This is a genomic window from Parageobacillus caldoxylosilyticus NBRC 107762, assembly GCF_000632715.1.
Classification (GTDB): Bacteria; Bacillota; Bacilli; order Bacillales; family Anoxybacillaceae; genus Saccharococcus; species Saccharococcus caldoxylosilyticus.
The window spans coordinates 15,329-36,390 of record NZ_BAWO01000060.1 but is presented as its reverse complement, the minus strand read 5'-3'; the positions used below and the strand labels follow the sequence as shown (position 1 = coordinate 36,390).

Annotated in this window: 19 protein-coding genes and 1 pseudogene; 10 read left to right on the top strand and 10 right to left on the bottom strand. The window is 38.9% G+C overall.

Going from position 1 to position 21,062, the window contains the following annotated elements; genetic code table 11:
* Positions 1 to 156: 156 nt before the first annotated feature.
* The gene (locus tag GCA01S_RS15730) at positions 157 to 894 is read right to left on the bottom strand and encodes a hypothetical protein (protein ID WP_042411266.1); all 738 of its coding nucleotides are present in this window, start codon (positions 892 to 894) and stop codon (positions 157 to 159) included.
* Between the two features lie 425 nt (positions 895 to 1,319).
* Here GCA01S_RS15730 and speD point away from each other — a divergent pair, with 425 nt between their 5' ends.
* The 4 genes from speD (at position 1,320) to GCA01S_RS15710 (ending at position 5,611) form a co-directional block, all read left to right on the top strand.
* Positions 1,320 to 1,715 (top strand): adenosylmethionine decarboxylase, encoded by a 396-nt coding sequence (speD, locus tag GCA01S_RS15725; protein ID WP_232620798.1) that lies wholly within the window; start codon positions 1,320 to 1,322, stop codon positions 1,713 to 1,715.
* A gap of 6 nt (positions 1,716 to 1,721) precedes the next feature.
* Positions 1,722 to 2,714 (top strand): spermine/spermidine synthase domain-containing protein, encoded by a 993-nt coding sequence (locus tag GCA01S_RS15720; RefSeq protein ID WP_042411262.1) that lies wholly within the window; start codon positions 1,722 to 1,724, stop codon positions 2,712 to 2,714.
* Positions 2,715 to 3,535: 821 nt separating this feature from the next.
* Positions 3,536 to 4,711: a BC_2427 family protein gene (locus GCA01S_RS15715; RefSeq protein WP_052510052.1), complete on the top strand. Its 1,176-nt coding sequence runs from the start codon at positions 3,536 to 3,538 to the stop codon at positions 4,709 to 4,711.
* 138 nt (positions 4,712 to 4,849) lie between these two features.
* On the top strand, positions 4,850 to 5,611 hold the full coding sequence (locus GCA01S_RS15710; RefSeq protein WP_042411260.1) for a CsxC family protein: 762 nt from the start codon (positions 4,850 to 4,852) through the stop codon (positions 5,609 to 5,611).
* Between the two features lie 504 nt (positions 5,612 to 6,115).
* Here the strand turns inward: GCA01S_RS15710 and GCA01S_RS15705 are convergent.
* From GCA01S_RS15705 to GCA01S_RS15675, 7 genes are all read right to left on the bottom strand, one after another.
* On the bottom strand, positions 6,116 to 6,607 hold the full coding sequence (locus GCA01S_RS15705) for a GNAT family N-acetyltransferase (RefSeq protein ID WP_042411257.1): 492 nt from the start codon (positions 6,605 to 6,607) through the stop codon (positions 6,116 to 6,118).
* A gap of 273 nt (positions 6,608 to 6,880) precedes the next feature.
* Positions 6,881 to 7,675: an arsenite methyltransferase gene (locus GCA01S_RS15700; RefSeq protein ID WP_042411255.1), complete on the bottom strand. Its 795-nt coding sequence runs from the start codon at positions 7,673 to 7,675 to the stop codon at positions 6,881 to 6,883.
* 373 nt (positions 7,676 to 8,048) lie between these two features.
* The gene (locus GCA01S_RS15695; RefSeq protein ID WP_017437718.1) at positions 8,049 to 8,504 is read right to left on the bottom strand and encodes a MarR family winged helix-turn-helix transcriptional regulator; all 456 of its coding nucleotides are present in this window, start codon (positions 8,502 to 8,504) and stop codon (positions 8,049 to 8,051) included.
* Positions 8,505 to 8,665: 161 nt separating this feature from the next.
* Positions 8,666 to 9,088, bottom strand: a complete 423-nt coding sequence (arsC, locus tag GCA01S_RS15690; RefSeq protein WP_042411252.1) for an arsenate reductase (thioredoxin) — start codon at positions 9,086 to 9,088, stop codon at positions 8,666 to 8,668.
* A 133-nt stretch (positions 9,089 to 9,221) separates the two neighbouring features.
* The gene (locus tag GCA01S_RS15685) at positions 9,222 to 11,423 is read right to left on the bottom strand and encodes a glycerophosphodiester phosphodiesterase family protein (protein ID WP_042411249.1); all 2,202 of its coding nucleotides are present in this window, start codon (positions 11,421 to 11,423) and stop codon (positions 9,222 to 9,224) included.
* 271 nt (positions 11,424 to 11,694) lie between these two features.
* Entirely contained in the window at positions 11,695 to 12,339 is a 645-nt protein-coding gene (locus GCA01S_RS15680; RefSeq protein WP_042411246.1) for an SDR family oxidoreductase, read from the bottom strand.
* 162 nt (positions 12,340 to 12,501) lie between these two features.
* The gene (locus GCA01S_RS15675) at positions 12,502 to 13,110 is read right to left on the bottom strand and encodes an NAD(P)H oxidoreductase (protein WP_042411244.1); all 609 of its coding nucleotides are present in this window, start codon (positions 13,108 to 13,110) and stop codon (positions 12,502 to 12,504) included.
* Positions 13,111 to 13,319: 209 nt separating this feature from the next.
* Here GCA01S_RS15675 and GCA01S_RS15670 point away from each other — a divergent pair, with 209 nt between their 5' ends.
* The gene (locus tag GCA01S_RS15670; protein ID WP_042411241.1) at positions 13,320 to 13,904 is read left to right on the top strand and encodes a beta-class carbonic anhydrase; all 585 of its coding nucleotides are present in this window, start codon (positions 13,320 to 13,322) and stop codon (positions 13,902 to 13,904) included.
* 260 nt (positions 13,905 to 14,164) lie between these two features.
* Here the strand turns inward: GCA01S_RS15670 and GCA01S_RS15665 are convergent, their stop codons facing one another.
* Together GCA01S_RS15665 and GCA01S_RS15660 are read right to left on the bottom strand one after the other, a co-directional pair.
* A complete protein-coding gene (locus tag GCA01S_RS15665; RefSeq protein ID WP_017434548.1) occupies positions 14,165 to 14,629 on the bottom strand; it encodes a ferritin-like domain-containing protein in 465 nt (154 codons plus the stop codon).
* 366 nt (positions 14,630 to 14,995) lie between these two features.
* On the bottom strand, positions 14,996 to 15,592 hold the full coding sequence (locus GCA01S_RS15660) for a LysE family translocator (RefSeq protein ID WP_017434547.1): 597 nt from the start codon (positions 15,590 to 15,592) through the stop codon (positions 14,996 to 14,998).
* 409 nt (positions 15,593 to 16,001) lie between these two features.
* Here GCA01S_RS15660 and GCA01S_RS21065 point away from each other — a divergent pair, with 409 nt between their 5' ends.
* From GCA01S_RS21065 to GCA01S_RS15635, 5 genes and pseudogenes are all read left to right on the top strand, one after another.
* Positions 16,002 to 16,181: a hypothetical protein gene (locus tag GCA01S_RS21065; protein WP_071532927.1), complete on the top strand. Its 180-nt coding sequence runs from the start codon at positions 16,002 to 16,004 to the stop codon at positions 16,179 to 16,181.
* 326 nt (positions 16,182 to 16,507) lie between these two features.
* On the top strand, positions 16,508 to 17,815 hold the full coding sequence (locus GCA01S_RS15655; protein WP_042411238.1) for an ATP-binding protein: 1,308 nt from the start codon (positions 16,508 to 16,510) through the stop codon (positions 17,813 to 17,815).
* Positions 17,816 to 18,469: 654 nt separating this feature from the next.
* Positions 18,470 to 19,234, top strand: a pseudogene (locus tag GCA01S_RS21500) (ISNCY family transposase).
* Between the two features lie 119 nt (positions 19,235 to 19,353).
* On the top strand, positions 19,354 to 19,776 hold the full coding sequence (tnpA, locus tag GCA01S_RS15640) for an IS200/IS605 family transposase (protein WP_017437212.1): 423 nt from the start codon (positions 19,354 to 19,356) through the stop codon (positions 19,774 to 19,776).
* A 329-nt stretch (positions 19,777 to 20,105) separates the two neighbouring features.
* Complete coding sequence (locus tag GCA01S_RS15635) at positions 20,106 to 21,008, top strand: DUF2935 domain-containing protein (protein WP_042411230.1); 903 nt, start codon at positions 20,106 to 20,108, stop codon at positions 21,006 to 21,008.
* Positions 21,009 to 21,062 lie beyond the last annotated feature (54 nt).

The window sequence follows — 21,062 nt, the reverse complement described above, 5'->3', positions numbered from 1 at the left end:
CAGGAATGCTCCTAACAAATATTTCTTCACCACATCTAATAAGTTTTTCTGATTTTTCCCATAAAAATATCCCCTTCCATAGCAGAGACAGTACATCCCTTTCTTTTTTCTGTCTACTATAAGGGGATCCTATCATTGTACTGGTTGTTTTTTAGATTATTCTAGAATATCCGTTTTTTCAAAGGTTGGGTAATGATAGTAGGCATGGACTTTTTGTGTTTTTTCGTCCACATAGAAAATAGAATAGCCTTTTATAGTGGCTTGTTCATCATATTCCACAAAGACGATGACCCCTTTATATTTTTTTACCCCATCAATATCTACATCATCTAATTGCGTTCCATCCTCTGCTAAGGTTGCGGTAAACTGATAATGGTCGGGGAAGGCTATATCATATCGGTACATGGTTTTCCCGTCCAACGCGCTAACGATTTTCACTCCTGTAACCTTTAGGAACGCTTCCACTTCCTCTTTGCTCATGCCTTTATGGAGAGTGCTTTTCACTTGGTCGTAAGTGAGTGCTGCGTTCGTTTGCTTCTGCTCATTGGCGGATGATTTTGTATTGGTCGGATGTTGATTAGTCGTATTTTTGAATTCTTGTAGCTGTTTTGAACCGATGGAGGATTGTGCAGGTTGCTTCGAAGTGACAGTAACGTTGTCTTCTTTTGCTGTTGGATTTTGCGTTTTGTCAGCAGGAGCGGTAACAGCCTTGTCATATTTTGGCGATGGTGTGTTTTGCTGTGGGGTATCTTTTTTCTGATTAGCAATGTTCCCGCTCTGAACAGCCGCTTCTTTGACTTGACTTCCTTCTTGTTGTACCATTTCTTCTGACAAACAGGAACTTAACAACAATAAAGGAAATAAAAGAAAAGCTGTGAATAATTGTTTTTGCATATGATATGCTCACCTCCTGTTATATAAATTGTATTCGACGTAAAATACTTTTGTACCTCTAACTCCGTTTATTTGCTCTTTTTGTTAAGACCGATTGCTTTTTGGCTTTAACAGCTCTTCATTTGCAGCTTGTCGATAAGTTGAATGCAGAGAAAGCCTCTGTACTTTTAACTTTTATATTTTCTCCGCAATAATGAAAAATCTATGCGATTTAAATTGAACAAACCCGTTTTTATGTATTTCAAAATGGATTTGATAAAGTTGATCAAAACGTTACTCATCATATCCTCTTTTGCAATGTTTGAGTGTCCACTTTTTCAACAGCTAACCATTTATAAATAGTTAAGGACAATCATACAAACGTTTCACAAAAAAACCCATAGGATAAACAGCAGGAATATAGAAAGGAATGATGTACTTTGAATGTGGAAGGAAAACATATTATCATTGATGCATTTGATTGCGATTCCTCTCTTTTAAATAACATGACACATTTAGAACAATTGCTGACAAAAACGGCACAAGATGCAGGCATGGAGGTTTTGTATTCGTATTTTTACCAATTTAACCCACAGGGAATAACAGGAATGCTTATTTTATCCACTTCGCATATATCCATTCATACATGGCCTGAAGAAGGATATGCATCGTTGGATTTTTATACGTGCGGGAAACAAGACCCTATGGACCAAGTTGAATCTCTGTTAAAAGGACTTTCTTCAAAAAGAGCGATGGTTTACTCCCTTTTCCGCGGAGTGACACAACTTCAACTTATTTCGAGCAAGGAAATGACGCCTTTTGATTCTTCGAAAGGAGGATAGCTTCCCATGAACTCAAGAAAGCAAAAAACAAAACCCTGGTTTTCTCCGGAATATGACCGCCGGTTACATTTCTCTTCCACTTCCCCAACACCGCGGGAAGACAGCAGCAACGAAAGCAGCCGCGGAGACAAATGGGATCGCATCGGATTGCAAGAGCTTTTAAATGTCAAGCATAGGAGCTTATTTAAAGAAAAAAGCGCGTTTCAAAACATCCAAATTATTGAAGCAACCGATTTAAGAATGTATTTAGATCAGCAATTGCAGTTTAGTTCCTTAGATGAACGAATTTACCATGAAGCACTTGTACACCCCGCCTTCACTTTGGCTTCCAATCATGAACGGGTACTTATTTTAGGCGGTGGGGACGGTCTGGCGTTAAGAGAAGTTCTCAAATACGGTGATGTGAAACATGTTGACCTTGTTGATTTAGATCCGTTAGTATTAGAGGCTGCTAAAAAAGTCAAAAGCTTAGCATCTCTTAATCAATATTCTCTCTATGATTCCCGAGTAACCGTTCATCCTCAAGATGCCGTAGACTTTCTCGCTTCCAATCGCTCTCCTTATCATATCATTATCGTTGATTTTCCTGACCCGACAGATCAAACGATTAGCGATCTTTATACAACAGAATTTTACTCCCTCCTAAAACGTTCGCTTGCTGATGACGGAGTGTTTGTCTGTCAATCCAATTCCCCTGAAGATACGCCAATTGTCTTTTGGAGCATCGGAAGAACAATTGAAAGCGCAGGGTTTCAAACGCTTAGCTATCACACGATTATTCCGTCTTTTGGAGATTGGGGTTTCCATATAGGGGCAAAAAGATCCATCTCGTGGGGGAACAAGTACGTTCAAGTACCGTGCCGCACTTTGCCTGCTAATCTAAAAAAATTGTCCTATTTCCCTCCTAAAATTTTAGCAAAGAAAAACCACGCTATCGTAAATTCAAAGAGAAACTCCATATTGCACAAGATATTTAAAAAGGAAAATTTATACTTGTGAGTAAAACAGAAGTCATTTCCCATTTAAAAAAGGAGTTGGCCCAAAAAATTATACTTTTGGCCAACTTTTTTCTAAAAATGGGCAACTCCATAACGAAGTTGCCCAATTCTTATAGTTAAATAGAAGAACGGAAACACCAATCGATGAATCCTAAATACTAAGAATGATGTGGATGATTCTCATGAGATTTGTGTTCTATATAAATAACTCCTTTTAATGGCTTTATTTGGTTTGTTCTATAACGCATCTTCAATATAATCTCTTGATCACGTTTTTGAAACATACAATTTCTGTCTTCGACTTCATAAGCTTCGTAAAGTTGATTGTTCTTACGTCATTGCGCTATCAATGACATAGGTTCTATTAAGTGGAGTTTTTATTTTTTATTTCATTGGTTATTTAGAACATAGTTTTATTTTTATAATACAAAAGAATTTGCGCTTGGTTGAATTTGCGCTTGGTTTTGGGATATTTAGTAAGATATAACAAAATGAATATTATTAATATTTTTTGTTTTACGATGAATAACCACTTCGGCTATTGTTGTATTTTTGTTGTATTTGTCTAATCCTTGAAATCGGTATAAATCGACTTCCGACACGCCACCTCTTCCCCATCATCCGTCTTCTTCCCTTGAAATTTATTTCGTTCTCATATGATACGGTCCTCTGCTGCTGTGCGAATGAGCAAGTTAAATGGTATAAATGCTTAAGCTGATTGTAAATCCTTGTTTTTGAAATTTTCAGAGTTATACATGGACAAAAACTGAAATAAAGCATAAATAATACAGTAACGATTAGTCCGATTGGGAGTGAAATGTAATGAAAAGGATTGACTATAGGAGAATAAAGCAAATACGTGCTAAAAAAATAAACACTTTTCAATCTTCAGAAGTTCAAAAAAAATCTATAGCCCGCTGTTATCAATGTATAAACAAAAAAAGGACAGAAAAGGGTAATCATGCTATTTACGAATCAGATACTGGACCAAGCTATGTTGATACAGTTGAGCAAATTCCCCATTCTGAAGCTAATCATGTTTCTAAAAGGGCTGGTTTCACTGATGTTAAGCATGTTTTTCAGACTGGCCATGCCGATAACACAAATGCTGAGCCTCAAACTGATTCTGCTTTGGAACCTGTGTATACTTCTGAATCTGGCTTTGCGGATGAATTGAATAATATGCTTGCCAGAGAGAGTATTGATGAACCCAATCGAGCTGATGATGCAGATGAATCTCATCAATACGGAAAAATACGTTCTATGACGATAAAAAGTCCATTCTCCACTTTTGTAGAAATTGACGATTTTCTTCATCCTTCTGTCTTTGGCGGCACAGTTCAACATACGGCTGAATTTCTTGACCCAAACAATAGACAAACTCCTCAATTAGACACAAAACTACTTCATACGACAACTTATTATCCTGAACAGCCTTATTGTTGTTTAGTTTCCTCTAAAATTCACGAAATGATATTTTTCACTGACACGGTCCGCACTTATGGCACGAAGAACAAAAAAAATCATTATAAATCAGTTGTGATTCCCATACATGACTCACTATTCACAAAAACAAAAGAAACAGATAATCAATCCTGTAATTCCCATGATTTCATACAAATTAGAGTTCCGGTTGTAGTCGGGGAATACGAAATTGAAATATGTTTAGAAGAAGATGTTGTGTTTGAAGAAGAGATTATGAAGGTTAATGAAATCTCTAAAGAAGTCGTACTGACAAATTGCAAATTCGTACCTACACAATTTTCTCCATCATTGGATAATGGGATATGTACAGCATTAAAGGGAAATTTATTTATAGAAGGATATATACATCAAAATATTGAATATACCGCAGTTTACAATAGAAATACGGGTTCCATACAAAAAACCCCGGTAACTCATTTACGTCAATTATGCCAAAAAATTGTATTGGATTTAATCATTCATTTACTGCAAGTACAACCAGTTCGAGTCCGTTATGATGGCAAAGGGATCTAGAAGATAATCGAACGTATCTACTAATTTAAAAATGAGAAAAATCACTATTATATTACCCTATACTTTCAAATGAATGCTGAATATTGTATTAACGTAGAGCTTTAGAAAAGCTCAAAAAATATAAGGAGTGGATTAGTTATGAGTGGAGGATTTGGCAATAAGTGCGGACAACCAACCCCAGCTTGTCCAGTAACAGCGACAGAACAAATTCCATTATCCAATGAAAATACCCCGGTTATCCAAACACCAGGTCTTACGCCAATTCTTAAAGTTCCGGTTGTACTAGCAGAAAAAACCATTCAAGTTGTTGTAGAAGCAGACATTCCACTTAGCCCAGCAGCAACTGAAATTAAGAGAGTGACAAAGAATGTATTTCTAGAACAAGTGAAACTGGTACCTGTTAGATTTGAGCGTATTGGCGAAACTGACTTTTTTAGAGTCACAAGAGCTAAATTATTTGTATCAGGATTCATTCGGAAAGATATTGAATATGCTTCCAGTGCATGTAATGGAGCACTTCAAGATCGAATTGCGGAAGTTGCGTTCTCTGGTTTTACAGAAATTACAGCTGATCAGTTCCTCACGTTCCCAATTATAGGTGTTTCAGAAGACAGCAAGGCTTTCTTCCTTAATGAGAAAAGCGACTTAACTCCTCGCTTAGATAAATATTTCTTCCAAAATCTCGTCAAATATAATGAACAACCATACGGCGAATTAGTAGCTGCAAATTTCTACGAACTTGATTTTTCACCAGTTAATGTAGACATCAAAGGGCAATTTAGCACGTTACGCGAAAAAATCGTAATGGACCTTACTTTAAAAATATTACAAGTCCAACAAATGCAAGTTCAGGCTACACAAATAACTCCTGCTCTCCCTGAAGGTACTGTTGATTGCTAACAAATCTTTCACTAAGGGGGATGGAAGGTTAGACATATTTCGATTTTGGCACGATCTAAATCACCACATGGAATAAATTTTTGAAAAGGTAAAGCAAAACCTCCTGTGAAGTAGAGCGTTGTACAGGGACGCGTTCCATGCAGCTCGCGTTGACATACTAAGCTATTCATGAGACAAGGAAGCTCCTTTCCAGAGTTATTCTATCGAAGGAATGCTTCCTTGTTTCTTTTTCGATGGATTTATAATCATCATAGGAAGTGTCTTAAACTCTACTTTACATCGTCATAATAAGTATTTGTTGAAACAATCAGGTATAGGTAAACATCCATCTTACTGAATGAGGACTATTCATAGTATTAGAAAAGCTCTAAGCATTACTATTGTTACAGGGCTTAATAACCAACCACATTTTGGATTTATCAATCCCATTTGTTCCCGATTGTTAGGCTACGTTGCGCCTACACATATCCCCCCTAAAAATTTGTCATTTTATAAAAGTAACGATTAATCTATACCGACAATTTGACTGCGGCGTTCGAGCAATACCACATCCCGCCATACTCCATTTAACTTTCCTATACGTTGTCGTATGCCGACTCTACGAAATCCAACACTTTGATGTAATCGCAAACTTGGTATGTTTTCAGGGAAAATTCCCGCAGTTAATGTCCAAAATCCTTTTTCCTCGGATTCTTTGATTATGGCTTGTAGAAGTTGCTTCCCCACTCCTTTTCCACGACTTACGTCTCGAACATACACACTTATCTCTCCCACTCCTTCATATACACAGCGATCTGATACTTTACTTATCTTACACCAGCCTTGAATGCCTTCTTCGTCTTCAGCGACTAAACATAAATTTGCGACAATGGTCGATTTACATTTTTCGAGCGATGGTGCTGTCGTTTCAAACGTTGCTTGTCCTGTCGCAATTCCTTGCTCATAAATTTCCTTCACTTGCAGCCAATCTTCTTTACGGAAACTACGAATGATCATGATTCGCAATCACTCCTTATGATTATAGAATAAAAAATCCCGATAACGCCGCCATCGTCATAAAAGAACCTATAAATGCCAAGACTAGCTTCTTTCTAAAGATACTGTATAATCATGTTTTCTGCGGTAAGCTTGCCCCTGCTGAGCTGATCATCAGCGTCATGACTGGTCCCAATGTTATTCCCTTTGCAATCATCATCTGTAAGAGTGGGAAACGACTTACTCAACTATTTTTTCTTCCCCAACGAGTTCCGATCTGTTACACCACATTTTTTAAGGTTTCATTGCTTTAATGATCGCAGAAACAATGTAATCCGCGACGTTCGCTCCAGGCACCCAATCTTTGATAAACTCCCTCGATTCATCTTTTGGTTCAATGGTGATCTGTGTGAATCCACTCTGTTGTAACAAGGATTCTAACTCTCTAATCGAGGCTGCTCCTGATACGCAGCCCGAATACAAGTCATCCATATTGTTTTTAATTTCCGCTGGAAGTTCTGCCGTCGCCACAACGTCGGAAATGACAAGGCGCCCTCCTGGTTTCAGCACACGATAGGCTTCCTTGAACACTTGAGGCTTATCTGGAGAAAGATTAATGACGCAATTGGAAATAATGACATCGACCGAATCATCTGCCACCGGTAAATATTCGATTTCTCCTAACCGAAATTCGGTGTTGGTAAAGCCACCCTTGGCAGCATTGTTGCGTGCTTTGCTGATCATTTCTGGCGTCATATCCACACCAATGACGCGCCCGGTTTCTCCGACCTGCCGAGCAGCCAAAAAGCAATCGAAACCGGCACCACAACCAAGATCCAACACCACATCTCCGGGGTTCAATTCCGCAATTGCTAGCGGGTTGCCGCAACCAAGTCCAAGATTAGCTCCTTCTGGCACGGCAGATAATTCCTCATCCGAGTATCCTAGTTTTGCCGATGCCTCATTAGGTGTACCACCACATCCGGAAGAGTCTGAACAACAGCTTCTAGAATTTACTTCCTGCAGCGCAATTTGCTTATAGCGGCTGCGGACATTTTGCCGTATTTGATCGTTATTCACATGATTCATAAGTTATCACTCCCTTAAATGAAAAAATATGATAACGCTGCCATTGTCATGACAGTACCTATAAACGCAAAGATTACTAGCTTCTTTCTAAAAAGACCGTGTAATAATTGTTAAATCCAGTAAACTTGTACCTAATGCAGGTACTAACGCCATACCCTTGGTCATCCACATTTGCAAAATAGGATATCGTTGAAAACGGATATACATCTTATGGAATGAATCCCTGAATAAAGTGAATAACGAATGAGATAACAGTAAATAGCAAGGTGTCGTAATCACCATGAAGTTTTTCAAAACCTCTCCCCACATACATCCCCCCATTCATTTATTTGTAAAACGCAACTATTTGTTTATTTTTTATGAGCAAGCTTTTTTACTTGCCCATCCCTATCGGTTTACAACATACGCTCGATTTTGCCATGCACTCATTCAACAATTTAATCGAACGAATCACTGTTTCTTTCTCAAATTCTGTCATATGCGAAAACACTTCTTCTAAATATCGATTTATTTCTCGATCAATGGTTGTTGCTATAAACTTTCCCTCGGTGGTTAACGATAACGTATATACCCTTCGATCTTCAGGGAGTGGCGTTTTTTTTACTAATCCCTTTTTCACTAAATTTTGAATCTGTCTGCTGAACGTGGTAATATCCATTCCCAATACTTCAGCCACTTGTTGCATGGAAGGAGATTCTCTTTTGTCAATTTCATAAAGAATATGGCTTTGAACAAGAGAAATATCTACAGCATCAATAGAACAGCAATTTTTATTCAACAATCCGAAACGACGTGTCATCACTTGAAACAACTCTCTAATGTTTTCCATTTTTTCACCTCTATAATTATTTATATCACATTATTTGCAAATTGCAACTTTTTATTTTAAAAAATAAAGAAAATTTTATCGACATGCCTCGTCTTTGGTTTTGTATGAAGTATTTATAAATAAAACCAGCCGAGAAGAATCTTCTCGGCTGTCATTTAGTCTCATTCGCCTGTTTCAGCAAATTTTTTGATGCGCGCGCCGATTTCATTGCGAACACGACGGAATACCGCTAATTTTTCCTCCTCGGTTCCTTCCGCCTTTGCCGGATCATCAAATCCCCAGTGTACGCGTTTCACATTTGGCGGGGTTACTGGACAATGGTCCGCTGCATGACCACATAATGTTACTACCAAATCCGCTTTATTTAACATTTCCGGATCAATGATATCGGATGTCTGTTTGGAAATGTCAATTCCTACTTCTTTCATGACTTTTACCGCGTTTGGATTTAATCCGTGCGCTTCAATACCAGCGCTGTACACTTCCCACTCGTCACCAAGATATTTTTTTGCCCATCCTTCTGCCATTTGGCTGCGGCAAGAGTTTCCTGTGCATAAGAAGTAAATGATCTTTTTGTTTTTCATGTTTCATTCCACCTCTGTTGTTAGTATGATACTGATTCTGTTTTAAAGTATTTTCGTTGAAACCATAGTGCCACGTTGACTAACGCAATCATGACAAGCACTTTCACAAGCGGTCCAATACGAATCTACTCTGTTATTCCATCGGAAAATCCCGATGAAAATGAATCTTACCGTTTTCATCACGAATTTCGACCGTCACTTGTTTTAATCCCGGATCAACCTTGAGTACACCAAAATTAAAGAACCCACTTTCAGCATACAGTTGCTCCGGCCCAAATGTAGGATCAAGTGTTGACGGCTGACCTAGGTCCGCACCGATCGGTCCGCTTACTAGTTCACGATAATCAATTGTGCCGTTATGGTCAGGATCATACTGGATAATATCAGCAAAATGAACATCAGTTGTGACAAAATACACGTTTTTCATTTTATTCTCGATAATAAATTTAGAAATCTCCGCAAACTCATGTTCATACCCTGTTTTATCGTTCGGATTGATGTTGTCGCCATTCGCCCATCCATCGCGTGCATTTGGTTTCCCAGTCGGAATGGAAATCGGCACGGAAGAAGCAATAAGTTTCACCTTTGCATCTGAATTCAAGAGTTCTTTTTTCAACCATTCAAGCTGCTCTTGACCAAGCATTGTCTTGTCCTGACCATCTGGTTTCGTATCTGGATCACGGTAACTGCGATTATTTAAAATGAATAAATCAAGTGTATTACCCCATGAAAACTTATGATAAAGCTTCCCGGATGAACTCCGCTCGTCCAATATTGGCCAATAATCCGTAAAAGCCTGAAATCCGGTTGAGGCAAGCGGCTCAAATGGTCCAGAAAAGTCATTCGTTACCTCATGGTCATCCCAGATGGCATATACACTTGTCGATTGAAGCAATTTTCTTAAGTTTGAGTCGGTACGATTTTCCTTATATTTCGCCCAGAAATCCTCAATACTTTTTGATGGCGGATTCGGAACAGCCGGCGTAGTATTATCAGCGTAAATCGTATCCCCGCTAAACAAGAAGAAATCCGGTTTCAAATCCGCCATCGCCGCAAAAGATTTAAAAGGCGGGATTTTGCCCTGGCCGCCTGTATCACCACCCCAAACAATCGTCAATGGCTTCCGTTCATTTTCAGCCGGAGCGGTTTTAAATCTTCCACTCACCTGATGTGATCCAGGAAGAGCCTGAACACGGTAGTAATAAATCGTGTCTGGTTTCAAACCCGTCACTTTTACTTGTACGGTCAGATCATGTTCGGAAGTTGCTTTTTTGGTTTTCACGATGGCTTTTTTAAAAGCAGCATCCTCGGAAACTTCAAATCGCACCTTTGCGGGCTGGCTTGTCCTAGCCCATAATACCGCGGATGTATCCGTCACTTCGCCGCTGGCCGCCCCGTGGGAAATATACGGTTTCTTGTTCAATTCTACTAATTGATCAGGATAATTCGTAAACATTCCATCAACACCAAGGGATAATTGCTCGACCATCTCCTCCTTCGTATTCACGGTATACGGATGGACGACCATATGACGTTCATGGGCTTCCTGCATAAACGTCGGGGTGACGAGCGATTTATCCGGTCCTACACCTTCCGCATATTCCGCTGCTCGGTTAAAGACATCATCCAGATTTTGACCTTGAATCATGTCTGGACTATAAAGCTGAATAAGAGGAATATCCTTAGGAACCATCTCCTGTAATTTTCTTAAGCTCGCTTCGCTGAATGATTGGAAAATGACTTTACCTTTTTTCAAGTAACCGTTCTTTTTCAAGATCTTAACGAGTTTTTCTTCCATGCCCGGATAAACGTCAGGCGACTTTGTTTCTATGTACAGAGCAACTTTCGGATCTTTCTTTTTGATAAAATCGATTACTTCCTGAAGGGTTGGGATTTTCTGCCCGACATATTGTTTTTTTGCATACTCAGGGTAAGTCTTGTTAAACCAAGAACCGGCATCTAGCTTCTTAATTTCGGCTAATGTAAAATCTTTTACCCGCCAAGGGGCGCGGTCGGGATATACTTCTTCTACATTCGTTGTTCTTGCCAGCGTGGAATCGTGAATAGCAATTAACTCACCATCTTTTGTCATATGCAAATCCAATTCGACATAATCTGCTTTCATCTTAATTGCCTTTTCGTATGCTGCCAATGTATGTTCGGGTGCATAACCTGAGGTGCCGCGGTGGGCAATGACAGCAACATGGTCAACAATCGGTTGCAGCATAGATGACTGCTTAACTTGTTCATCAGCTGCCATCGCTTCCGGAGCATAATTCGCGAGTAACCCTAACGATAAAGAAAGTGATAAGCCAATCATTCCTGTCCTTTTCACTGCTATCTCGCTCCCCTCTAAAATTTTGATGATTTTCGACCATCTTCATTGTAAAAAATAGATTTAAAGGTAATATTAAAATAAATTTGAAGATTTGTTAAATAAAAAACAGAAAAATAAACGATAGAGTTTATCGTAAATTCATTTTGATGTTATCTTCCAATTTAAATAAAAATAGAGGCATTACGAAAATCGTAACGCCTCTACATACTTTGATGCAGTAGTGAAACAGAAAGGATAAAACTGTTTCTGTTTATTACCGCCCCCTGCTTCAGAGAGCTTTGAGCGCATCTTGTATAGGTTGATTACCACTGAGGAGCTCAAATGTTTTGTTTTTGGTATTTTCCATATCAAGACAAGATACAATTACTTGTGCGACATCTCCACGCGGGATATCTCTTCCTACAATGCTTTCAAAATGCTCAGCGATTTCCACTTTACCCGTAGGTGGTTCAAAACTTAGATACCCAGGGCGAACAATGGTATATGTTAATCCACTTTCTATTAAGTATCGATCCGCTTCCCCTTTTGCTTTTAGATAATGAGCCAAATTTGGTAAAGCATCCGGATTACCAGATCCATACGAACTAAGCATGATAAAATGAGAGATGCCTTCTTTCTTTGCTGCATCAATAAGGCGTTTTGCTCCTTCTTGGTCTACAGAAATGGTTTTATCCGGACCTGTATGTGAGCCAGAACCAGCAGCGAAAATCACCGCATCTATACCTTTAACAGCATGAGAAACATCTTTTTCAAGATCAGCCAATATAGTTTCCTTGGCACCAAGCTGTTTCAATTTTTCTGCTTGAGCTGCATCTCTAATCATTGCGTAAGCTTCATGTCTATTGCTTTTCCCGAGCAGCTCCACGATCAATCGACCCGTGTGTCCATTTGCGCCTGCGATAAGTACTTTCATATTCCCACCCCTTTTCTAATGAATGGCTTTATACTACCATTACCACCAGTTCCATAGCCATGTTAATCGGTAAGCTTTTTATTCCTACTGTACTGTGGAGGATGCGCACTTACTTTACTGCATAGCATCATTTTGAATCAGTTTGACACACCATATCCATGATTATTTTTTCGTTAATGAATGGCTATATGTATTCCCTAGCTCATACGCTCGATGGAAAAGACTCTCATAATGTTTTTTGACTTCCTCTTCATTCTCAATATCTTCCGCTAACGTGTTATACAGAAATGCCACTTCCGATTGAGGAATACCTGTATAGCCGGCTAAACCAGCATTCAAATAATGAGAAATCATCGTAACGAAATTTCTTTTTTTAAGACTTTCTTCTGTCTCTCCGACAAGCGGAATCCACAATACCTTTTTGTGTGGAAGGCGCGTTCCTCCATAAGCAAAACCATAGTTCCATACCCGGTCTATATATCCTTTTACCATTGCCGGTAATGAATACCACCATAACGGGAAGATGAAGGCTAATCCATCGTTTCTTTTCAATCGTTCCATTTCTGCGTGAACACGAGGAGAATATGTTTTATTCGGGTTGTCCCAATCAGGTTCATCTTGTTCGTATAACAGCGGATTGAATTCTTCACCGTACAAATCCGCAATTTCCACTTCATGTCCAGCATCTTTTAACCCTTGAATGAAACGCTCGGCAATTGCAAAAGTAAGGGATTCTCTTCTGGGATGTGAGACAACGGTCAACACTTTCATAGAACCAGCTCCTAAATATAAATCATTTTTGGATGAACTATCTTTAAATTACCATTATCTTCATTTAACTATCAAATGATAGGCTTCTTACTCCAGTTATTATACCCGTTGAACGTGTAAGAATTCATTGACGGCAGGATAATGGCACATTATAATCATAGTAAATAGATATGATTTATATAATTTAATTTAAGAAAGAGGGACGGAAAATGAGCAATATTTTAAACGAAGTGTTGGCCGCGAATAAAAAATATGCTGCTAATTTTGGGGACAAAGCAAATCTGGCGATGCCGCCGAAGCGCCGATTTGCGATTCTGACCTGCATGGATGCGCGCCTCGACCCAGCCAAGTTTGCCGGACTTACGGAAGGCGATGCTCACGTGATCCGAAATGCAGGAGGCCGGGCAAGCGACGATGCGATTCGTTCCCTTGTAATCTCGTACAAGCTGTTGGGAACACGGGAATGGTTCGTGATTCATCATACCGATTGCGGTATGGAGACGTTTACCAATGACATTATTCGCAATTTGCTCGCTAACAGTTTGGAACCAGCTGAGTTTGATGGGAAAAATTGGCGTGATACAGGAAGAGGACCCGGTTCCAGAGCGGGGGAATACATGGAATTTTTGACGATCAGCAATCTTGAACAGAGTGTTATTGACGATGTTGAACGGATTCGTTCTCACCCTCTTGTTCCGGGCTACATTACGATCTACGGTTTTATTTACGACGTGAAAAGCGGTCGTTTGATTGAAGTACCTGAAGCTAACCGCATTGGTCGGGCAACCATCTGATCATCCGTGTTTTTGTGATCCGTAATCGGTAATTTTCTTCTGCAAAAATGAAACATTGTTGATATAGATATAACATCGTTAAAAGCATGAATTTGTTAATGGTGATTTTGAGTCTCCCTTCCCTTTTGAATTTTGAATCTTTTGAATCGATCACCATGATTCTTCATTATCGTCTTCAATAGTAATAAAAAAGCGAAATGTCCTGTTTGGGCAAAGTTGCTAAACCCAAACTTTCATCATAAATAAAAGAGCTGAATTCGTTACAACTCAGCTCTTTTATTCTTTATAAAATAGTATAGGAACCAGACTGCATGGTTTTGCTCATCTGCTGCTGCACGACGAAAAACTTCTTTGATATATGGATTATTCGTCTCATCAGCAATATCTAGATAAAAATCAACAGTTTTTTGTTCATCTTTCAAAGCATATTCTAATCCTTCCACGTAGGTATTAGGACATTCCTCAGTAACTTTTACGTCAGGCTGCATACCTGTCAGATTTACATATATTTGTGTAAATCGTTGATAGTGTTTTATTTCATCGTTACGAATTTCAAGAATTTGAACCCTTTCCCTATCCGTAGGAGCCATTTTTGCTAATTTGGCATAACATTGAATGGCGCTATACTGTCCATTTATTGCCTTTTCAATGTCACGTATTAATTTGTCTGATTGTATGCTTGATTGCCTGTTAGGGTCAGCAAAGTTGTAAAGATATGGATACATTATAGACCCTCCCCCAATATTTATTCAACTTCATATTATGATGAATATAACATTAGGTGCATGTTTTACGATCCCTCCCTTTAAATAAAATTCCTGATGAAGGAAATATCCATCATGGACGGGATCAACCGTAGCAATCCTTCAAGCTCTTTTGGACTAAAGGGACTTCGGTGAAAGAAAGTTTACATTTTATCGAAAAAGCTTAAGTGCTTATTCCTATCTCGGATACAGGGGGCGGGATGACAAAAGAGCAGAAACAAACATGTACAAAATTCCTTGAAAAGTAAAAGAGCTGCCGCGGCAGCTCCTTCAGTCATATTTACTAGCTCATCAAAGTTGGTATTTTGTTCAAATGTCTTCATGTTCTTATCTCAAGAAAGCAAGACACCCGAGAGAAATAATCAACATTCCAGCGATTTTGTTTACTGATTTTAAATAAGGTGTGATCTTATTTTTAAAAATACTTACACTGAAACTTAAAAGGAACCACCAGAAAATCGCTCCTAGAAACACACCAGAGACAAATATAAATGCAGTTGAAGGCGAACTAGCTGTTTTATCAAAACCTAATCCAGCAAACATAGCCACAAAATTTAAGATGGTAGTTGGATTCGTAATCATGAGAAAAAGAGTAGACAAATACACCCTAATTAATCCATTTCCTTCCAAAGAAGCTGCTCTTTCAGCAGGTTTTGCCAGAAAGATTTTTACTCCTAAATAAAGAAGAAATACTCCTCCTATGATTCTTAAAATGAATTGCTGTTCCAATAAGAAAGAAGAAACAACAGAAAAACCAAAAGCTGCAAAGCTAGCGTAGATCATATTGGCCGTTGAGGCTCCTAAACCGGTAAAAAATCCTGCCATTTGACCTTTCGTGAGGGTTCTTTGAATACATAACAATCCTATTGGTCCCACTGGAGCAGATACGGAAAAACCTAAAATGATGCTTTTTAGTAACAACAACCCCTATTTTCTCCTTGTTATTATTCTTAAAGTTTGATAAGCAAAATTTTATCACATTTCAAATCTCTACTGCATCACGGATTATGAACATGGATCAGTGCGGCTATCATGATTCTTAGACTTCTTAATCATATAGAAAAAGACTGTTGATAAAAATCAACAGCCTTTTTCTTATAAGGAATCGCAAGTATCTGCTGCCAGCGGCTGCGGGCAAGCTAAGGCCGCTGCCTGTTGCAGGATGGATCTGATTGCTTCCGTTGCCCAGCTGCAAAGATGGCGTTCACAACATTTCACATTGATAATATGAGAAAAATCATTGTTACTATGGTGACGAAGTAAAAAATGAATAATTTGTGAACTGGTAAAATGTACCTACCATTTTCCGCAGAATTTTGTATGATAAAGTGGGATGGGGTTTGTTGGGAGGAGGCATAGAAAATGGCAAAATCGGAATTGTAACAAACAAAAACAAGCACTAAAAAAGCAAGAGACACCGTTAAAAGGCACACTTGCTTCCATGTTCTTACTCGGATTTCTCATCATTTTCTCATGGATTACCGTTTATTTCTTATTCTTGCATCGCTTATAAGTTTTCGGACCACGTCTGCTTTTGGGGCTGGATCGGTTTTCGGGCGGTGACGATCGGCACGGTGACAACAGCGTTTTTCATTTTAACCGAGCAAGTATCGGTATTAGAACAGCTACGTTAATATGAATTTAACCGCTATTTACTGAATGTATAGTTTTTTAATTTTGAATAATTATCATAATTTCAACTTTTTATTTAAGAAGAATTATGTCAAAAAACAAATGTTTATGCCAAAAAAACCAATCATTCATACTTAACATCTGACATTCCTTTTTATTAAAGTTGAATTCATTAAAAAAATTTGTCATGTAAAGGAAGGTGTAAATATGTTCCTCGACATTGTAAAAAACGTCCTATTAAATTTATTTTTTATTCTGATCCCGGTTTTCATTCTTGCATTATGGCTTGAGGAAAGAAACGCACCTGAAAAAATAAGGAAGTACATTTTAACACTCGCTTCCGCCATTATCATCATTCTTTGCATGACATTTCCTATCAATTCCAACATCGATACAGAATACATTTACGATTTACATCAAGTGCCTCTTTGGTTGGGCAGTTTGTATAAAGGGCCGATCGCCAGCCTTTTTCTTTGTATGGTGACGATTGGCTACCGCTCTTTTTTTGGCGGAAAAGAATTCATGCTGACCGCTATTACATCGGTCGCCATTATGATCGCCGGCATAGCCTTATCGAAAAAATTTTTGGCCTTGTCTTCCAAACAGCGCATTTTGCTTGCTTTTCTATTATCCGCTGTTTCCGAGATGCTCATGGTCGTTTGGATCCAATCCTTTCATCACACATTGCCGGCTTCTTCAGCGTTTTGGCTCTACCTGCCTATTCAGCCAATCAGTATGATTTTCACATGCTATCTTAAGGAAATTTTATATAAAAACAGCGTATTAAGAAAACGGATTATCCGCGCGGAAAAAATGGAAGTGGTCAGCCACTTAGCTGCTTCCATTTCCCATGAAGTGCGCAATCCCCTAACGACCGCGCGAGGGTTTATACAATTGCTGGAGCAAAGCCATTTATCGCAAGAAAAGCGGAAACAATACATTCGCATTGCCATCGAAGAATTAGATCGCGCTCAAGCGATTATCACGGATTATCTTACATTTGCCAAACCTGCTCCGGAAAGCGTAGAAAATCTAAATGTGAAAACAGAAGTTGAACGCGTCATCGATATTGTGCGTCCGCTGGCAAACATGAATAGTGTTGAAGTCCAAACGTCGCTCATTCCTTGTAACGTCAAAGGGGAACGCCAAAAGCTTCAGCAATGCTTGCTCAATATTATCAAGAATGCTATTGAAGCAATGCCAAATGGCGGCACACTCGAAGTTTACATTTCTATCGAAAAAGATCAAGTGCTTATCCGCATCTCGGATACAGGGGTCGGAATGACAAAAGAACAAATCGAACGCCTTGGAGAACCATATTTTACAACAAAAGGAAGAAGAGGTACCGGACTTGGAATGATGGTCGTCTATCGAATTATCGAATCGATGGGTGGAACGATCCAAATTGCAAGCGAAGTCAACAAGGGAACACAAGTATCATTATATCTTCCACTCACGCAGTCTCTGCATACCCCTTCTGTGGAGCAAAAACATGATATCTTTGCCGCTTCATGAGACAAATCATGAAGCAGCAAGCCTTTCATTTAAAGGTATCTCAAAAACTACAAAACAACGATATCCTTTGCATTTATCTATAAAGAAGAAGGATCAGATGACCTTCGGAAGGAAGATCAAATGACCTTCTTCTTTTTTACTTCCCCCAAGTGAATCATGATATTCAGAAGAATTTTTGCAAACGAAACGAACGGATTTCGTCCTTTTTCACTCCCCCCGTGAGGAAGCGTCCAAAAATTGGATTTTCCATCTTGCAAACGCACCATAAAAATCAACCATATACTGCATCATTAGGCGAACCTCCCCGCCTAAATGCTAGGCATTATAGACGGAACATCCTTTGGCGGTTTGGACAACTTGTCTGGTGTTTAAATGTTTAAGATGATCAAACTTTTTGAATCAAATCTGAAATAGATGCCAAAACCTCCCAAAAGTTGGCTATCGTAGGCTCGAATGTTTTAAGTCCGCAAGAGATAATTTTGTTTTTAATCGCCTTGGTTTTTTCTCTGACAACTTTTTCTAGATAACAAACCTCTTTCTCACGAGTATGTTTTATGTTATGATTGTAGAACATTCATACATTGTAACCAAACCCAAGGGATGGATATGATCATGATTTCCAATTGGAACGGTGAACATGCATGATCATATGAAATCGGATCACTTTTAGAATTCTTATTTCAATATATCAACTCTCTATCGTTACCAGAAACACCGTATGTGACCAAAAATCGGCACTGAAATGTTTCTTTTTGAAAACCTATTTTGCTATCGATCTTTGCGGAAATTCGTGCGCACCTGCAGCGTTTTCACTGTTTTCATCGGACCTGCTGGCTTGGTGAAGCCCTTTCATCTTTTTTGTTTTCCCACGCAGCAAAATGGTCCCGGGAACAGGGATTTCCTGCCTTTCATGCACAGCTGTGAAAAGATTTAAAAACACGGTATCCCCAAATTGCGCTGATCGACAGTACTGCCCTCGGAGCAGCTTTACGATTCACAGGCAAAGCGGGGGGAGTATTCACCTGCTACCACTTTGTTGAAAGGATATATAAGCTCCATCTCTGCATACTCACTTACCAAGGGAATCCAACCGCGAATCGGAATGATGCGGCAGCGCCAAAACTGCTTCCTTCTTTGCAGCAATGGGACATCAAATTTTGTATTAGGCAATGCCGCGTATGACAGCGAAAAGATTCGTCAAACAACAGAGCAATCAGGAATCATATGGATTTCCTCATCAACCACTGCAATAGCAAGGAACGGAAAGATGCCTACGAAGAGGCCTTTCCTGCCTTTTTGTGTCTTTTTGAAAACGGGGTTGACCAATGGTTGTTTGAACTTCGTCGCAAGACGGAATGGATGTTTAATGAGTGAAAGTGTGACGGATTGGAGCAGCCACGATGGTGTGGATTTCATTGATGTTTACTATATGTATTATGCTGCATCCTTATGCGTAGCTTCGAGTTTTTCTCTAGTTTTACAACACCATCATTGTAATATATAAATCATTTAGTTGTAAAGGAGTATCATTCAAAAAAATGCATGAATTTGAAAGGAATAGACACTCATTTTACAGTTTATATTATCATTTAGTTGTTGTTACAAAGTATAGAAAAAAATGCATATCGAAAGAGATGCATCACCGCTTGAAAGAAATCGCCGAAGATATCTTTTCCCGTTTTAAATGCAAGCTAATCGAAATGAATGGAGAAGAAGATCACATACATTTATTGTTTAAAGCACCTCCACAAGTCCAGCTTTCTAAATTGATTAACAATTTTAAAACTGTTTCATCTCGATATATTCGCAAAGAATTTCAGAATGAGTTGTCAAAGTATTATTGGAAACCATATTTTTGGAGCAACAGTTATATGATTTTCTCGACAGGGGGGACTCCACTAGAAGTAATTAAAAAATATATAGAAGAGCAAGATAAACACTCCTTGACTCCCCCCTCCTAAATGCTTCGCATTATAGAAGAGGAATGCGTCGAGGTTTTTGGGTTCAAGGGGCGCCGTTCCAGGGGGATTCAGGCATCACTCCGATGCAAAAACGAGAAAGATACGCGAAACTCTTGCCATCACATTGTTAAGGACCAAACAGCCCTAGTGGCAAATTACTGGGAAAAGCGTGGAACGGAGCTATGTTTTTCATAGCGGCAACTTAATTCCCATACACCATGTTCATTAGGATCATACAATACAACTTGTGCTCTCTTTGTGGCAAAAAAAATCATATTTAGCTAAGCATCCGCATATCATACATTAGCCTATCGGAGAGGTGAAACCATATGTGGAGTAAACCTAATATGCCGGGGCATTTTGCTGAAGACAGAACAAAAGCGATGATTTTGCCACCAGAACAATTTGCAGCCCCACCAGAGCCTCTTTCAGAAAAAATGTTTATTGAGCGCTCCCTTACTGAAAATAAATTTTGGCTTCGTATTATGAAGGAGCATGCATTGTTTCTTGGGGAAGGTATGAGTCGAAATAATAAAGATTTAATTCAACAAACAGACCGTTTCTTCCACTATTTTGAACAACAAGAAAAAAGGGCGTATCAAACCCCGGAATCAGTGGAAGCAGTTAGAAAACTGAATGAAGACAGTATCCAGTTGGTGTATGGATTTAGAAATTTCAAGAGAAATCTTCTTATTCTGATTATAAATGAAAAAGTTCAGGGTTTTAATTTTCCTCTCCTTGTTGACCATATTGCTCGTGAAGCAGAGTATTTTATGAATAGCCTGCAAAAATTTAACAATGGCATATTAGAGCCTATTCAAGACGCCATTATCCATGAGAATGTTTTTTGGCTACGCATTATGATGGAGCATTCCCGTTTTATCGCTTCATTACTAGACCCATCTGAGAGAAATTTGGTGGCTACTGCACGAAAATTTGGCGACGATTTTGAAACCCTGTTAAACCAAGCTAGAGACGTGGAATCCATGCTTTATCATAAGAAACCGACCTATCCGATCATCGGAAAGATGAATAAGGATAGTGAAAGTGCAACGGAAGAATTAAGAAACTTCAAGAAAGCGGGGCTTGAGCTAATTAAAAGTTCCCAGATTCGAAACATTATTAATCCTTTACTAGCTGACCACGTTCTTCGCGAAGCTGAACACTTTTTATTCATGATTCGTGTTCTTGAAGAGCGGTTAAAACAAAAACAGAAAGAGACCAACATGTAAATTTTTTTAGGATAAAAGCCCTCTTTATTGTATATCTATTCTTATTTTAAGATT

Excerpts from the sequence above, each read along its gene's own strand:
- GCA01S_RS21065 (WP_071532927.1), top strand. The coding sequence starts at position 16,002 with ATGGGGTTTGTTGGGAGGAGGCATAGAAAATGGCAAAATCGGAATTGT.
- GCA01S_RS15730 (WP_042411266.1), bottom strand. The coding sequence starts at position 894 with ATGCAAAAACAATTATTCACAGCTTTTCTTTTATTTCCTTTATTGTTG.
- GCA01S_RS15710 (WP_042411260.1), top strand. The coding sequence starts at position 4,850 with ATGAGTGGAGGATTTGGCAATAAGTGCGGACAACCAACCCCAGCTTGT.
- GCA01S_RS15635 (WP_042411230.1), top strand. The coding sequence starts at position 20,106 with ATGTGGAGTAAACCTAATATGCCGGGGCATTTTGCTGAAGACAGAACA.
- GCA01S_RS15675 (WP_042411244.1), bottom strand. The coding sequence starts at position 13,110 with ATGAAAGTGTTGACCGTTGTCTCACATCCCAGAAGAGAATCCCTTACT.
- tnpA (WP_017437212.1), top strand. The coding sequence starts at position 19,354 with ATGCATGAATTTGAAAGGAATAGACACTCATTTTACAGTTTATATTAT.
- GCA01S_RS15695 (WP_017437718.1), bottom strand. The coding sequence starts at position 8,504 with ATGGAAAACATTAGAGAGTTGTTTCAAGTGATGACACGTCGTTTCGGA.
- GCA01S_RS15665 (WP_017434548.1), bottom strand. The coding sequence starts at position 14,629 with ATGTATCCATATCTTTACAACTTTGCTGACCCTAACAGGCAATCAAGC.
- arsC (WP_042411252.1), bottom strand. The coding sequence starts at position 9,088 with ATGAAAAACAAAAAGATCATTTACTTCTTATGCACAGGAAACTCTTGC.
- GCA01S_RS15680 (WP_042411246.1), bottom strand. The coding sequence starts at position 12,339 with ATGAAAGTACTTATCGCAGGCGCAAATGGACACACGGGTCGATTGATC.
- GCA01S_RS15705 (WP_042411257.1), bottom strand. The coding sequence starts at position 6,607 with ATGATCATTCGTAGTTTCCGTAAAGAAGATTGGCTGCAAGTGAAGGAA.
- GCA01S_RS15720 (WP_042411262.1), top strand. The coding sequence starts at position 1,722 with ATGAACTCAAGAAAGCAAAAAACAAAACCCTGGTTTTCTCCGGAATAT.
- GCA01S_RS15655 (WP_042411238.1), top strand. The coding sequence starts at position 16,508 with ATGTTCCTCGACATTGTAAAAAACGTCCTATTAAATTTATTTTTTATT.
- GCA01S_RS15670 (WP_042411241.1), top strand. The coding sequence starts at position 13,320 with ATGAGCAATATTTTAAACGAAGTGTTGGCCGCGAATAAAAAATATGCT.
- GCA01S_RS15700 (WP_042411255.1), bottom strand. The coding sequence starts at position 7,675 with ATGAATCATGTGAATAACGATCAAATACGGCAAAATGTCCGCAGCCGC.
- GCA01S_RS15715 (WP_052510052.1), top strand. The coding sequence starts at position 3,536 with ATGAAAAGGATTGACTATAGGAGAATAAAGCAAATACGTGCTAAAAAA.